Genomic DNA, 13,812 nt, shown 5'->3' with positions numbered 1-13,812 from the left:
CTTAATATAAAACAATCAATATGCTTTAATTGTTAAAAATAAATTTTAATTTAGTGTTTTACTAAAATTTATAAAGATGATAGATCAAACTGACAGGAAAATCTTAAATATATTAAGTAAGGACGCTAAAGCCTCCTTAAAAGAGCTTGGAAACGCCTGCAACATGAGTCCTACAGCAGTTCACCTGCGTCTCAAAAAGCTTGAAGAGCAGAACATTATCACAGGATCTAAGAGTCTGATTGATACCTACCAGCTGGGTTATCAGACGCAGAGTTTTATCGGGATTTATTTCAACAAAGCCAATATTTACAGAACAGTGAGCAAAGCGCTTCTTGACATTGATGAAGTTGTGGAATGCAACTATACCACGGGTAATTTTTCCTTACTGATCAAGGTGGTCTGCAGAGACAATAAGCACCTGACGGAAGTTTTGAGTAATAAAATACAAACCATTGACGGTGTCGCCAGAACGGAAACCTTCATTTGCCTGGAACAAACCTTTACCCGTGAAATTGAATTTTAAGCAGCTCTTGCCAGAAACTTATTCCGTATAACCTGGTCTGGAGGGATATTGCTGATTTTGCTTTCCACTCATGAAATTCTGCGACATATTTCAACTGAGACGTATTGGCTTCGGCAGCGCTGAATAACTTCTGAAAGTGGCTTCATCTTCTTTTAGGCTCTCAAAGAAATCATCGACGGTATCGCTTTCCAAATTGGCCTGAGTTAAAAAGGAGTCGTTTTCGATATCTTCCAAATTCATAAAAAAACTCCTCTTTAAGGTTTAAAGAGGAGTCTGAAATTAAAATCGAATTTATCGTTTAAGGTTTTAAAACCACACGAAATCTTGATTTGTTGTTAATCATTCTGTCGTAGGCTTCATTGACCTCGTCCAGGCTATATTCTTCAATCATAGTCTTGGTATCGAATAGGGCACTAAAATTTAAGGTGTCTTCAGAATCTGTTGGGGTTCCGCTTGGCCAGCCTGCGACAGATTTTCTGCCCATCAGCATCTCCATAGGAGACACTTCTACGGGGTCTGGCGTTGCGCCTACCATCAATAATTTACCGTCTATACCAAGTCCACCGATCACCGAAGTCATCGCTTTAGCACTTGGGGCTGTTCCTAAAATCAATTTTGCTCCTCCCAGTTCCTGAAGTTTTTCTGCGGCATCTTCAGACTTGGCATTGATGAAATGATGAGCTCCAAGCTGGGTAGCCAGTTCTTTTTTATCGTCAGATGTGGAAATAGCTACGGTTTTCATACCCATTTTATGAGCATATTGAATGGCTAAATGTCCAAGTCCGCCAATACCCTGGATAGCAACCAAATCTCCCGCGGTAATGCCTGAGTTCCTCAGTGCGTTAAAAACGGTGATACCGGCACATAACAAGGGTGCAGCTTCCTCAGATTTTAAGGCATCGGGGACGGCAACCAAAGCTTCCTGAGGAGCGCACATATACTCGGCATACCCGCCATCGTAAGAAATTCCACTCACTTTGGCATTTTCACAGGAAATGAAATCCCCTCTTCGGCAGGGCTCACATTCAAAACAATGTCCGCCATGCCAGCCAACACCAACGCGCTGATCTTTTCTCCATATGTTCACCTGTTCTCCAACCGCTTCAATAGTCCCTATCACTTCATGACCGGGAACTCTTGGGTATTCCAGACCAGGAAAAGTACCCTCCTTTACAAAGGCGTCTGAATGACAAATACCGCAAGCCTGAACTTTAATTAAAACTTCATTGACTTTTGGAGTAGGTTTGTCTAAATCTACAATATAAAACTCTCCTTCTGCTTCTTTAATTTGTGCTGCTTTCATGTTTGTTCGATTTTATGATTAATAAAATATGCTCTGCTCTGAAGATGAAGTTGCTGTTAACCTTAACGGCTGTTATCAAAAAACTTAGTCTTCAGAAAGACCGGCGACTTCTTTTAAAGTCACCTGTTTGCTGTCTATGTCTTCGTTTCCAAAACTGTTCAGGATATAATTCATAACATCGGCCACTTCTCTGTCGGTTAAGCCCATCGACGTCATGTTGTTGTTGTAGGTTACACCATTCACTTCAATTTCTCCCTTTAAGCCATATTTTACAGACTTTATACTTTTAGTTCTTTTTTCTGAAAGCCAGTTGGATTTTGCCAGTGGCGGATAAATCCCTTCCACTCCTTCACCCTGGGGCAAATGGCAACGCATACAAAATTCAGAATAGACTGCTTTTCCATCCGCTATGCTTTGCTCCAGATTTTTTTCCTGAACAATAGGCTCATAAAGAGAGGAGGAGTCGCTTTGATACTCTCTAACAAAGAGACTCAAAACACATATAACCGGTATTATATAAAATTTCATACTTAAGATTTTGGAAGCATTTTAATAATACCCATACCTTCAACACCGACATAAATAAATCCATCCGGTCCTTGTTTGACACTTCTTACACGCCCGATTTTATCCAGTAGTTTAACTCTTTTCTGAACTGAATTTTCTTCCAGATCCAGATGTTCCAGGTATTGGAATTTGAGCGATCCCACCAAAAGGTCGCCTTTGAGCTCAGGGTATTTATCTGAAGTGACAAAGGCCATTCCACTAGGAGCGATGGAAGGCACCCAGTAATGAAAGGGCTGTTTCAAGCCTGGCATGGAGGTTTCATCTGTAAAATCAGTGCCATCGTAATTGATACCATAACTGACAATAGGCCATCCGTAGTTGGCGGCTTTTTTAATAATATTGATTTCATCTCCACCTCTTGGACCATGCTCGTGTACCCAGATTTCACCGGTTTCGGGATGCATATCCATGCCTTGAGGGTTTCTGTGACCGTAGGAATAAATGGCTTTTTTGGAATTTTCTAAAATGTAAAACGGATTGTCTTTTGGAATGGACCCGTCATCATGGAATCTGTAGATCTTTCCTCCATCTCGGGTGATGTCCTGGGGATTCACCTCTCTGGCACCGCGTTCACCAATCGACATATAGAGATAACCTTCCCGGTCGAACTGCAATCGGCTGCCAAAATGAACACTTTTGGTGGTATTGGGAGAGGCTTTGTAAAGCAACTCGATTTCACCCATTTTCCCATCTATAAACGGGACTCTAACCAAAGCGGTATGTCCGCCTTCTTCTTCACCAAGAGTTGAGGCATGCGACATATACACCCAGGGCTTTTCAGGATATTCGGGATGTATCTCTAAATCGAGCAAACCTCCCTGTCCCCTGTTGTATATATTGGGAATTTCTGCCACCATGGTGGTCTCTCCATTTTTGTGGTAATATACCTGACCTTCCTTGGAGGTTGCTAAAAAACTTCCATCCTTGAAAAAATCCAGACCCCAAGCTATATCGATAGCATCGATAATGACTTCATATTCATAATCGTTTTCTAGGGTTTGAATACCTGTATCTTCCTGTGCACAAGCAAGAAAGCCTACACAATATACAAAAAGGGTAAATGCTTTAATTTTCATCGTTATAATTTTGCACTAATTTCTAAAAATGCTTTATAACGCGGCCTTAATTATGAAAAATTTATTTTTTTGATTCTAATACTTCAATTTCATTCTGAAGTTCCCTGATGGTTTGTTCCTGATCATCAATTATTTTTTTACTGTTGTAATAAAGAAATACCGCCAGTAAGGCACTTAATACAAAAAGGTAGAGGTAAATCGTTTTGGCCATTAGACTTCAATTTGGAGATTATCATAAGCCAGATAAATGCCTTCAGGGAGTTCTTTCTGAACTTCTTCATGAAAACCCATGTGGTGACTTATGTGGGTAAAATACGCTTGTTCAGGTTTTAAAATATCAACCACATCTATGGCCTGTTCAAGGCTGAAATGCGATCTGTGTTCTTCTTTTCTCAAGGCATTCAGCACTAAAGTTTTCACCCCTTTAAGTTTATCGAGTTCCTGATCGGGAATCACTTTGGCATCTGTAATGTACGCAAAATCACCAAACCTAAAGCCGTATACCTGGAGCTCGGGATGGTACACATTCACAGGGACAACTTCTTTATTTCCCAGCATAAAAGGGGAATCGTCAATGATATTGGTATCTAAAGTCGGTGCGCCCGGATATTTGTTTTCGGTTTCAAACACATATTCAAACCTGTGTTTTAAACTTTCCAAAACGCGTTTATGACTATAGGTTGAGATATTTCCCTGTCTAAAGTAAAAAGGACGCACATCATCCAGACCCACCACGTGGTCGTTGTGCTCGTGGGTATACAGAATACCATCAATTTTTTTAACATTATTGGCCAGCATTTGCTGTCTGAAGTCCGGGCCACAATCGATGACATAAGCATAATCCTCCCATTCCAGCAAAACAGATACGCGCAGTCTCTTGTCTTTGGGGTCTTTACTCAAACATACAGGATGTTCGCTTCCTATAATAGGCACTCCCTGAGATGTTCCTGTTCCTAAAAATGTTACCTTCAAAACGTTATTTTTGATACAAAACTATTGTTTTTTTTCCTTAAGCTAGGAGTATTAGTTACATTTGTTTAGAGTTTAATCACTGTTTAAGATTTTACAAAAACATAGCTTATGTCTATAACAATTATGGGTGACAAAGATTTTGAAAGCGCACCTTCCATCAAAGACAAATCCCTTAGAATAAACCTTAATGAAAACATTTACGGCACCTTTGCAGAAATAGGAGCTGGTCAGGAAACAGTTAGAAATTTCTTCAGAGCTGGCGGTTCTTCCGGAACCATAGCCAAAACCATGAGTGCCTACGATAAGGATTTTAGCGATGCCATTTACGGAATTGAAGAAGACAGGCGTTATGTGACCGAAAGCAGACTTCAAAAAATGCTGGACTACGAGACGAAACTCATAGAAGAGCGGATTTCAAGGAATAAACACCCCAATAAATTATTCTTCACCTATGCCAATACAGTGGCAACCATCGACTTTGCAAAACGTTACAAAGGTCATGGCTGGGTAGGTATCAAATACCAGTTAAAACCAAAATCAGAGTATAATAAAATTGTTTTGCACATTCGTTTCAAAGAAAACGACGCCAGATTACAGCAAAACACCTTGGGAATCTTAGGTACAAACTTGATTTATGCGGCATATTACGCCCACAACAATCCTAAACAAATTCTCAACGAACTCTATGATCATCTCTATAAAGATCAAATTGAAATTGACACCATCAATTTTTCAGGTCCTGTGTTTGAAGATGTGGATAACCGACTCATGAGCTTACAGCTCGTCAAAAACGGCATGACAGAAGCAGTTATGTTTGCTCCTGACGGAAATAACATTCTTCCTGCCAAAGCCCTCTACAAGAAAAACATTCTTGCGCTGAGAGGAAGTTTTAGACCGGTAACCAAAGTAAATATGGATATTTACGATACCGCTTTGGAATTATTTGAAAAGGAAAAGAAAGTAAAAAAAGACAATATCCAGGCTGTTTTTGAAATTACATTATCCAATTTGAGATCTGAAGGAGAAATCAATGAGGAAGATTTTATGGACAGAGCCAAACTGCTGTGTGCTTTAGGACATACGGTAATGATCTCCAATTTTCAGGAATACTATAAGCTTGTTGAATATTTTTCAAATTATACCAAGGAAAGAATGGGACTGGCCATGGGGGTCAACAACCTTATTGATGTCTTCGACGAAAAATACTACAGACACCTTAGCGGTGGAATTCTAGAAGCCTTCGGTAAGTTATTCTTTAAGGATTTGAGAGTGTATCTGTATCCTTATAAGGATCCTAAGACAGGAAAAATAACCACCAGCGATAACTTAAAGGTTCACCCAAGGATGAAGGAACTTTATAAATTCTTCAAATACAACGGCCGAGTGGTTGACATTAAAGACTATGATGAAGACATCTTGGGTTATTTTTCAAGAGAACTCTTGCAAAAAATATCCAGCGGAGAAGATGGATGGCAAAAAGCTGTACCTGAAAAAACAGCCAAAATGATTGAGGAGCAGGAACTTTTCCAAAGAGATTACAAGAAAATAACTGAAAAAGTAGGGTATTAAATTCTGACCGAATTTTAAATGAACTTAAAAAGCTGCCTCAGTAAAGAGACAGCTTTTTTTTAGGTACTCTTCCAGAAATAAGGGGTGAATAGTATAAGCACTGTAAACAATTCTAGCCGGCCGATAAGCATAAGAAACGAACTCCAGTACTTTCCAAACACCGTCAGCGAAGCATAGTTATCTACAGGGCTCAGATTTCCAAATGCAGGACCAACATTGCCCAGGGAAGATGCTGAAGCTCCTAATGCAGATTCAAAGTCTAAACCTGTTCCAGCAAAAACAACTGCACCTAGGATAAAAGACAGGGCATACAGGATAAAAAAGCCAAGGATGTTATAAACAATTTTTTGATCTACGGAAGAGCCTTTATACCGAACCGGCAATACCGCATTGGGATGCAGTATTCTTCTAAATTCCTGAAACCCGTTTTTGATCATAATCAAATGCCGGACCACCTTGACGCCACCAGAAGTAGAACCGGCTGAGCCACCCAGAAAAAAAAGTCCAAAAAACAAAAGGGTAACCAATGGCGTCCATAAGGTGTAATCTGCTGTGACAAATCCCGTCGTGGTTATCACCGCCAAAACCTGAAACAATCCATGTCTCACTGCACTTTCTGCTTCACCCAGCACCATGGGATAATCGATACTCGCTATACCCGGATCTGACAAAAAGTAGATAGAAAGCGAAGTGATTGCAGTAAATCCTGCGATAAAGAAGAAATACCACTTGAACTCTTCGTTATGCAGTACTTTATTAAACTTTCCTTTGAAAGCATAGTAACTCACTACAAAATTGGTTCCTGCCAGAAACATGAACAATATGATTATATACTGAATGACCGGGGAATCATTCCAATAGGCCAGACTTGCATTTTTAGTTGAAAAACCTCCGGTGGAAAGGGTGCTCAAGGCATGGTTTGTCGCATCAAACCAATTCATACCGGCCACTTTTAACAGAATGGTTTCAGAAAGGGTATAGCCAAAATAAATAAACCACAGACGCTTTGCTGTATCTGCTATTTTAGGCTTGACTTTATCTGCACTGGGTCCCGGAGATTCTGCAGAGAATAACTGCATCCCCCCTATGCCCAAGAAAGGCAGAATAGCCACGGCTAAAACGATAATACCCATACCACCAATCCAGTGGGTCAGGCTTCTCCAAAGCAGAATCCCCTGAGATAAGGCTTCAATATCATTCACTACCGAAGCCCCGGTGGTGGTGTAACCGGACATGGTTTCAAAAAAACTGTTTTCCACACCGCTGATTTCACCGGAAATCAGATAAGGTAGCATGCCGCTAAGCACCATGAACAACCACCCCAGACTGACAATAAGGTAACCTTCTTTAGGAGAAATATCTTTGTTGTGATTTCTTGTAAAGAACATGGCAAAAAGGCCTACTGCAATGGATATTAGGGCAGAAACACCGATGTCCAAGGCGACGGATTCACCGATAATCCAGCTGTAAATTGAAGGAATGAGCATAAAGCCTCCATTGAACAGAAGGAGAATACCCATGACGTGAGCAACAATTTTTGAATTTAAATTTGACACTAGCAAAATAAATTTTCTACACTCTTTATTGATTTAGGGAGCGTACAGACCACTATCCTATCCCCTTCCCGAATCTTGAAATCTCCAAGAGCGATAATTCCTTTCCCGTCTCTTATAACTCCTCCAACTACGGCTGTTCTGGGAAAATCTATATCTACAATTCTACTATTCGTAGCTTTAGAACCGGCCTTCACGACAAACTCTAAGAGTTCGGCGTTCATATTGTTAAGCTTGGTCATGGCAACGACTTCCCCTTTTCGTAAATAACGGAAAATACTGTTGGCCGCAAGTAATTTCTTGTTGACCAGAGAATGAATTCCTATGGTATGGCTCAGGTGAAAATAATCCATGTTTTCAACCAGGGCTATGGTTTTACGCACCCCTTTTGAATTGGCTACCAGACAACTGATGATGTTGGTTTCAGAGTCTTCGGTGACAGAAACAAATGCATCCATCTTACCGATGTTTTCCTCTTTCAAAATTTCAACATTTCTCCCGTCAGCATTAATCACAAGCGTATTGGGGAGAATATTAGCCAGATGAAGGGCTTTATCATGGTTTTTTTCGATCAGCTTTACAGAGAAATTATCATTGGAAAGGTCTTTCGCCAGGGTTCTTCCAATATTACTTCCGCCAAGAATCATCACTTTTTTGATGGAGCGCTTCACGGCTCCTGTCAGTTTATACAACTCCTCAACACCTTCAGCATCGGTAATAAAGTAGACTCTGTCGCCTCTCTTGAATTCTGTATCTCCTCTGGGAATGATGGTTAACTGAGTTCCATAGCGTTGTAAAGCTATAGGAACAAAATGCAGTCCGGGGAATATATCGGCGGCTTCCTGTACCGTATTTCCTACAAATGGTGCTTTGGATCTTAGGGTAAGCCCCATCATGGTAAGGGCACCGTCATCAAACTTGAATGTATCGGTAAATGCAGACTGGTTCAGAAGCATTTTTACTTCATTGGCAGCCAGGGCTTCCGGAGAAATCATTTCATCGATGCCCAGAGCTTTCATGTCGATGACATCTTCTGCCTCCAGCAATTCCTGGTTAGACACCCGGGCAACAGTCCTGCCGGCTCCCATTTGTTTTGCAAATACGCATACCGATATATTGATGGACTGGTTGGAAGTGACGGCAATAAGCATATCGGTATGAGCAATGTCCGCTTCTTTCAAGACACTGGGTAAGGTAGCGTCACCAACTGATATCTTGATATCCAGGTGTTTATTGGCATATTCTAATCGTTCCTCGTCGATATCGATCAAAGTGATTTCATGGGACTCGTAAGAAAAAAGTTGTGCGAGATGAAAACCAACTTCACCTGCACCTGCAATGATTATTTTCATATAGGCAAAACTAAGGTAAAATTTTAAAAAAGTAGTCTTAAGTCATTTCTTATTAAGTAAGTGTATTCTTCAGAAGATGTATCTTCGCAAAAAAAACTTTCATGAGCAAGAATGTCAAGCCATATAAAGATTCTGAACTAGAAAAGAAAAAGCAGGTTGAGCAGATGTTCGATAACATTTCAGGAAATTATGATGGGCTGAACCGGGTTATTTCTTTTGGTATTGACCAGAAATGGAGAAGGAAACTCATCCGTATGGTCCAGAAAACCGACCCTAAGTACATTCTGGATGTAGCCACGGGAACAGGAGACCTGGCAATCGCCTTGGCAGATTCTGATGCTGAAAAAATTATAGGTCTCGACATTTCTGCAGGAATGCTTCAGGTGGGAAAACATAAAATCAACGCCAAGAATTTGGATCATCGCATAGAAATGGTCCAGGCAGATTCCGAAAACTTGCCTTACCCCGATCATACCTTCGATGCAATTACGGTAGCTTTTGGCGTTAGAAATTTCGAAGATTTAGAACAAGGCCTTTCAGAAATTTACCGGGTACTCTCTCCGGGAGGCATTTTCGTTGTTCTGGAAACTTCTGTTCCTACCAGGTTCCCTTTCAAGCAGGGCTATAAGCTTTACTCCAATTACATATTACCAGGCATAGGAAGGCTTTTTTCAAAAGATAAAAGCGCCTATCAGTATCTAAGTGAAAGCGCTTCAGTTTTTCCTTATGGGGAAGAGTTCAACAATATTTTAAGGAAAATCGGGTTTACAGATGTAGAAAATCACCCACAAACATTTGGGGTTTCTACCATATATTCTGCATCTAAAACATAATTATGAGGTTTCTTATTGTTTTGATTTTTCTTTTGGGATACAACAGCTCAAGCGCTCAGCTTTTCAGTAAGGAGAAAGTCTTAAACAAAGAAAATTTTGACAAACCCCGCTGGTCCTGGGGATATTTTCTCGGGAGTAATGTTTATGATTTCCAGATCAACTATAAGGACCAAACGCAGGGCATCGACGTCCAAAAAAGTCCGAGTTTTAATGTGGGCTTAATCGGTAATTTGAGAATCAATGACTATATCGACCTGAGGCTGGAACCCGGTGTCGTCTTTTCAAACAGAACTCTTACGTTTCAGAATTTCGAAAATGATAACGATCGCATCCGGGCGTTAAATTCGACCTATATCCACATTCCCTTATTGCTTAAGTTTTCTTCGAAACGCATCAATAACTTCAAGCCTTTTGTGGTTGGCGGTATGTCGGTATCCCATAATTTATCCAGTAATGAAGACAATCCTCAGGACAATTCTGCAGGGCAGTTCCGGTTAAAAACACAAAATTACTATTACGAAGTCGGCTTCGGAATTGATTTTTATTTCGATTATTTCAAATTCACACCCTCTATACGAGGCGTTTTTGGTATGGGAGACGAATTGGTAAGAGATGATGACCCTGCTAGTCCCTGGACATCCAATATAGAATCCTTAAAAACCAGAGGGATTTTTATCAATCTTACTTTTCAGTAGCCTATCGGCGTTTAAACTCACTCAGGAGAATTGCGCCGGCCATGGCCACATTGAGACTTTCGGCCCCCTGAGATTTTCCGTAACTCGGAATAGAAATCCGTTCATCTATATGAGGCTGAACAGCTGTACTAATGCCATTGGCTTCATTGCCTAAAACAATAATTGCGTTTTCGGTTTCCAAATCAGTGGTATAGACATTGGTCCCTGTCATATAAGCACCATAGGTGTATGCCGAAGACGTGGATAAAAAAGAATTTAAATCGGTGTAAGTAATTTTCACTCTGACAAGAGATCCCATCGTGGCCTGTACGACTTTGGGATTATAGCAATCTACCGTATCCTGAGAGCAGATAAGCTGCTCGATGCCAAACCAGTCGCACATGCGAATGATAGTCCCCAGATTTCCGGGATCTCTAATCCCATCCAGTGCCAGGCTCAGTGGAGAAGTCGCTTGAAGCGGCAGGGATTTTGGAATTTCAAATACAGCCAGTGCGGTTTGCGGGGTTTTCAAATTTGAAATCTTACCCAGCTCTTTTTCTGAAACAATATGGCTTTCGCCTTCTTCAATATGAAAAATATCCGCTACAGAATACAAAGCTCTTAGGGTGAAGGAACTTTTTAAAAATTCTTTGATTACTTTTACACCTTCAGTGACGAAGAGACCGTGTTCTAAACGGTGCTTTTTTTTGTTTAAACTATTGATAAGTTTAATTTGATTTTTACTGAGCATTGAAAATTATATTTTTGAAAACATCACACACTTGAACTACGGACTCACAAAACTACCATTAATTCTTTTAATTGCTTTCCTGTTTTTCTCCTGTGATGTCACAAGAAAATTAAGTGAAAACGACTATTTAATTACAGAGCAAAGCATTACGAGTAACGACACTTTGGTAACAAAGACCGAAATCTACAATCAGCTTTCTCAACAAACCAACACCAAACTGCTAGGCTTCCCCCTAAAACTACAGATTTATAATTTAGCGCAAACCAAGCCTGAAGAGCGTTTTATCAGCTGGGTTGGAAAACGAAAACAACGCGCTGACAGGCTGACTTCATTACTCTCTAAGAGGCAGGTCATCCAACTGAAGAAATTCTGGATTAATGTCAATACCTCAATCAAAAAAACCGGTGAACCCCCCACCCTCTTTGATCGCGAAAAGACGGAAAGCTCTTTAGGTAAACTGGAATCCTGGTACTGGAATCATGGATGGTTTAATGCCGATGCGGATTTTAGCATTCAGAAAGACTCTGTAAATCAGACGGTGAAGATCGACTACAAGGTCAATCCCGGCGTTTTATATGTCATTGATAGCATTTCAGAAAACATTGAGTCTGCAGCAGTGGACTCTCTGTACCAGCGCATTAAAAAAGATAACCGCGTAAAGGTTGGTAAACCATACAATACCGATGCTTTCAATAGCGACAGAGACTTCATGAGCGGTTATTTCAGAAACCATGGACTTTATCATTTTGAAAAGGAATACATTTCGTTTTATGCCGATACTCTGGGTAACGACCAAAAGATCAATCTTGAGCTTAACATCTCTAACCGCAGGGTAGATCTTCAGGATACCCTCGCTTCCATTCCCTTTAAGATTCATAGAATAAGCCAGGTCAATGTTTTTCCAGACTACGACGGCACTACCAGAAAAGTGGAAGATTCTGCCAGATATAACAGCACCAATATCTACTCCTTTGGAGATTTAAAGCTGAATCCAAAGGTTCTGTCCAATTTTATTTTTATCAAAAAAGACAGTCTTTACCGAGATATTGACCGGGCAAGAACGAACAACAGGATTTCAGAAACCCGAATTTTCAAATACCCCAACATACTTTATCAGGAAGATCCCAGAGACAGTACCGGCAATGGGTTAATCGCCAATATTTTTCTCACGCCCAAAGAAAGATTTTCCACCAACTTTAGTGTGGATGTAAGCCAGAGCAATATTCAGCAGTTCGGTATCGGATTCAATACCTCTGTTTTAGCCAGAAATATTTTCAGAGGTGCAGAAACCCTGGAACTTTCCGGCAGGGGTAACTTTGGATCCTCCAGAGATCTCTCAACTTCTAATGACCAGTTCCTGGATATTCTTGAATATGGCGCAGATTTAAGGTTGAATTTCCCTCGAATTATCTTTCCGTTTTCCGTTCAAAGCATCATCAAAAACACCATGTCCCCCTTCACCTCTGCCAGCGTTGGTTTCAGCACTCAGCAAAATATCGGTTTAGACCGGCGAAACCTCAATGCTGTTTTTGGTTACCGCTGGAAACCAAAAGACAGAACTTCCTATCAACTGGACCTCATGAATATTCAGTTTGTGAACAATCTGAATGCAGCAAATTTCTTCAACGTCTTCAGAAATTCGTATTCAGAACTGAATCAGATTTCAAGAAACAATATCGATCAGGTGAATCCTGAATTTCTTTTTGAAAATAATGAAGGTGAACTCGATTTAATCATACCTACGGGTACGGCTGGATTTATCAGGGACATCAATACTCAGACTATAAATCTAAGCGGTGAAGAACAACAAACCGCCAGTTCACTTATCGAACGCCGGGAGCGGTTGACAGAAAATAACCTTATCGTCGCCTCCAACTTTAGTTATGATTTTAGTACGAGACGGGATATTTACGATCAAAATTTTTCTCAATTCCGGGGAAAAATAGAACTGGCAGGAAATATACTCTCTCTTCTCGCGGGTCCTTTAAATCTGGAACAAACTCCGGAAGGCAATTACAGGCTATTCGATGTTCAGTTTTCCCAATACGTCAAAACGGAACTTAATTATATAAAATACTGGGATCTTGGGGGGCAGCAAGTCGTGGCTGCTCGCGCTTACGGCGGCATAGCTATTCCTTATGGAAATGCAAACTCCATTCCTTTCCCACGAAGTTTTTTTGGCGGTGGTCCTAATGATAACAGAGGCTGGAGGCCATATGATCTTGGACCCGGAAGCACCAATGCTGTCAATGATTTTAATGAAGCCAACTTCAAGCTCAGCTTCAATGCAGAATATAGATTCAATTTATTTGGAAGCTTAAATTCTGCCTTATTTATTGATGCAGGAAACATTTGGAATGTATTTGATAACATCGACAATCCTGCAGCAACTTTTGATGGCTTGCAGGATCTCAGCGAACTCTCCATCGCTTCGGGCTTTGGTTTACGCTATGATATCGATTTTTTCGTCATCCGAATGGACCTGGGTTTTAAAACCTACAATCCGGGAAATGAGGGAACAAAATGGTTTAAAAACTATAATTTTAGCAATGCGGTTTTCAACTTCGGAATCAATTACCCGTTCTAGTAGATATATATTTATTAATTTTACATTTAGAAATTTTAATTAAAAAACACAT

At 40.4% G+C, this 13,812-nt stretch carries 13 protein-coding genes and 1 pseudogene; 5 read left to right on the top strand and 9 right to left on the bottom strand.

Translation table 11 applies throughout. The features are described 5' to 3' along the window. Positions 1 to 76: 76 nt before the first annotated feature. Positions 77 to 523, top strand: coding sequence for an Lrp/AsnC family transcriptional regulator (locus tag G3567_RS04505; RefSeq protein WP_164004125.1), 447 nt, complete (start codon positions 77 to 79; stop codon positions 521 to 523). A gap of 90 nt (positions 524 to 613) precedes the next feature. Here G3567_RS04505 and G3567_RS04500 read toward each other — a convergent pair whose 3' ends face one another. The 6 genes from G3567_RS04500 to G3567_RS04475 form a co-directional block, all read right to left on the bottom strand. Next, the gene (locus G3567_RS04500; RefSeq protein WP_164004124.1) at positions 614 to 763 is read right to left on the bottom strand and encodes a hypothetical protein; all 150 of its coding nucleotides are present in this window, start codon (positions 761 to 763) and stop codon (positions 614 to 616) included. 58 nt (positions 764 to 821) lie between these two features. Next, positions 822 to 1,826 (bottom strand): alcohol dehydrogenase, encoded by a 1,005-nt coding sequence (locus tag G3567_RS04495; protein ID WP_164004123.1) that lies wholly within the window; start codon positions 1,824 to 1,826, stop codon positions 822 to 824. A gap of 84 nt (positions 1,827 to 1,910) precedes the next feature. Then, a complete protein-coding gene (locus G3567_RS04490; RefSeq protein WP_164004122.1) occupies positions 1,911 to 2,354 on the bottom strand; it encodes a c-type cytochrome in 444 nt (147 codons plus the stop codon). A gap of 2 nt (positions 2,355 to 2,356) precedes the next feature. Continuing rightward, positions 2,357 to 3,469 (bottom strand): PQQ-dependent sugar dehydrogenase, encoded by a 1,113-nt coding sequence (locus G3567_RS04485; protein ID WP_164004121.1) that lies wholly within the window; start codon positions 3,467 to 3,469, stop codon positions 2,357 to 2,359. Between the two features lie 61 nt (positions 3,470 to 3,530). Continuing rightward, positions 3,531 to 3,680 carry a hypothetical protein gene (locus G3567_RS04480; RefSeq protein ID WP_164004120.1) on the bottom strand — a complete coding sequence of 50 codons (150 nt, stop codon included), beginning with the start codon at positions 3,678 to 3,680 and terminating at the stop codon, positions 3,531 to 3,533. Beyond that, entirely contained in the window at positions 3,680 to 4,441 is a 762-nt protein-coding gene (locus G3567_RS04475; RefSeq protein ID WP_205521173.1) for an MBL fold metallo-hydrolase, read from the bottom strand. The genes G3567_RS04480 and G3567_RS04475 overlap by 1 nt, the downstream gene beginning before the upstream one ends. Before the next feature lie 108 nt (positions 4,442 to 4,549). On the opposite strand from G3567_RS04475, the gene G3567_RS04470 reads away from it, so the two are divergent. Then, complete coding sequence (locus G3567_RS04470; RefSeq protein WP_164004119.1) at positions 4,550 to 6,010, top strand: TonB-dependent receptor; 1,461 nt, start codon at positions 4,550 to 4,552, stop codon at positions 6,008 to 6,010. Positions 6,011 to 6,069: 59 nt separating this feature from the next. On the opposite strand, the gene G3567_RS04465 is transcribed toward G3567_RS04470, so the two are convergent. Both G3567_RS04465 and trkA read right to left on the bottom strand, forming a co-directional pair. Then, on the bottom strand, positions 6,070 to 7,530 hold the full coding sequence (locus tag G3567_RS04465) for a TrkH family potassium uptake protein (protein ID WP_164004312.1): 1,461 nt from the start codon (positions 7,528 to 7,530) through the stop codon (positions 6,070 to 6,072). A 35-nt stretch (positions 7,531 to 7,565) separates the two neighbouring features. Next, positions 7,566 to 8,918 (bottom strand): annotated as a pseudogene (gene trkA / locus G3567_RS04460) (Trk system potassium transporter TrkA); the annotation flags it as partial. A gap of 98 nt (positions 8,919 to 9,016) precedes the next feature. Here trkA and ubiE point away from each other — a divergent pair. Both ubiE and porT read left to right on the top strand, forming a co-directional pair. Further along, positions 9,017 to 9,748: a bifunctional demethylmenaquinone methyltransferase/2-methoxy-6-polyprenyl-1,4-benzoquinol methylase UbiE gene (ubiE, locus tag G3567_RS04455; RefSeq protein WP_164004117.1), complete on the top strand. Its 732-nt coding sequence runs from the start codon at positions 9,017 to 9,019 to the stop codon at positions 9,746 to 9,748. A gap of 2 nt (positions 9,749 to 9,750) precedes the next feature. Next, entirely contained in the window at positions 9,751 to 10,443 is a 693-nt protein-coding gene (gene porT, locus G3567_RS04450) for a type IX secretion/gliding motility protein PorT/SprT (RefSeq protein WP_164004116.1), read from the top strand. Between the two features lies 1 nt (position 10,444). Here the strand turns inward: porT and G3567_RS04445 are convergent, their stop codons facing one another. After that, the gene (locus G3567_RS04445) at positions 10,445 to 11,173 is read right to left on the bottom strand and encodes a TrmH family RNA methyltransferase (RefSeq protein WP_164004115.1); all 729 of its coding nucleotides are present in this window, start codon (positions 11,171 to 11,173) and stop codon (positions 10,445 to 10,447) included. Positions 11,174 to 11,204: 31 nt separating this feature from the next. Here G3567_RS04445 and tamL point away from each other — a divergent pair, with 31 nt between their 5' ends. Continuing rightward, entirely contained in the window at positions 11,205 to 13,760 is a 2,556-nt protein-coding gene (tamL, locus tag G3567_RS04440) for a translocation and assembly module lipoprotein TamL (protein WP_164004114.1), read from the top strand. Positions 13,761 to 13,812: the final 52 nt, after the last annotated feature.

It is taken from the genome of Psychroflexus aurantiacus (assembly GCF_010820555.1).
In the GTDB taxonomy this organism is placed as follows: Bacteria; Bacteroidota; Bacteroidia; order Flavobacteriales; family Flavobacteriaceae; genus Psychroflexus; species Psychroflexus aurantiacus.
The sequence above is the reverse complement of the archived record's forward strand: the minus strand, read 5'-3'. Positions and strand labels throughout refer to the sequence as shown.

Bases quoted from the DNA above. Each gene is read 5' to 3' on its own strand.
- G3567_RS04485 (WP_164004121.1), bottom strand. From the start codon at position 3,469: ATGAAAATTAAAGCATTTACCCTTTTTGTATATTGTGTAGGCTTTCTT.
- G3567_RS04470 (WP_164004119.1), top strand. From the start codon at position 4,550: ATGTCTATAACAATTATGGGTGACAAAGATTTTGAAAGCGCACCTTCC.
- G3567_RS04480 (WP_164004120.1), bottom strand. From the start codon at position 3,680: ATGGCCAAAACGATTTACCTCTACCTTTTTGTATTAAGTGCCTTACTG.
- G3567_RS04465 (WP_164004312.1), bottom strand. From the start codon at position 7,530: ATGGGTATTCTCCTTCTGTTCAATGGAGGCTTTATGCTCATTCCTTCA.
- G3567_RS04495 (WP_164004123.1), bottom strand. From the start codon at position 1,826: ATGAAAGCAGCACAAATTAAAGAAGCAGAAGGAGAGTTTTATATTGTA.
- G3567_RS04445 (WP_164004115.1), bottom strand. From the start codon at position 11,173: ATGCTCAGTAAAAATCAAATTAAACTTATCAATAGTTTAAACAAAAAA.
- porT (WP_164004116.1), top strand. From the start codon at position 9,751: ATGAGGTTTCTTATTGTTTTGATTTTTCTTTTGGGATACAACAGCTCA.
- G3567_RS04505 (WP_164004125.1), top strand. From the start codon at position 77: ATGATAGATCAAACTGACAGGAAAATCTTAAATATATTAAGTAAGGAC.
- G3567_RS04500 (WP_164004124.1), bottom strand. From the start codon at position 763: ATGAATTTGGAAGATATCGAAAACGACTCCTTTTTAACTCAGGCCAAT.
- ubiE (WP_164004117.1), top strand. From the start codon at position 9,017: ATGAGCAAGAATGTCAAGCCATATAAAGATTCTGAACTAGAAAAGAAA.
- G3567_RS04490 (WP_164004122.1), bottom strand. From the start codon at position 2,354: ATGAAATTTTATATAATACCGGTTATATGTGTTTTGAGTCTCTTTGTT.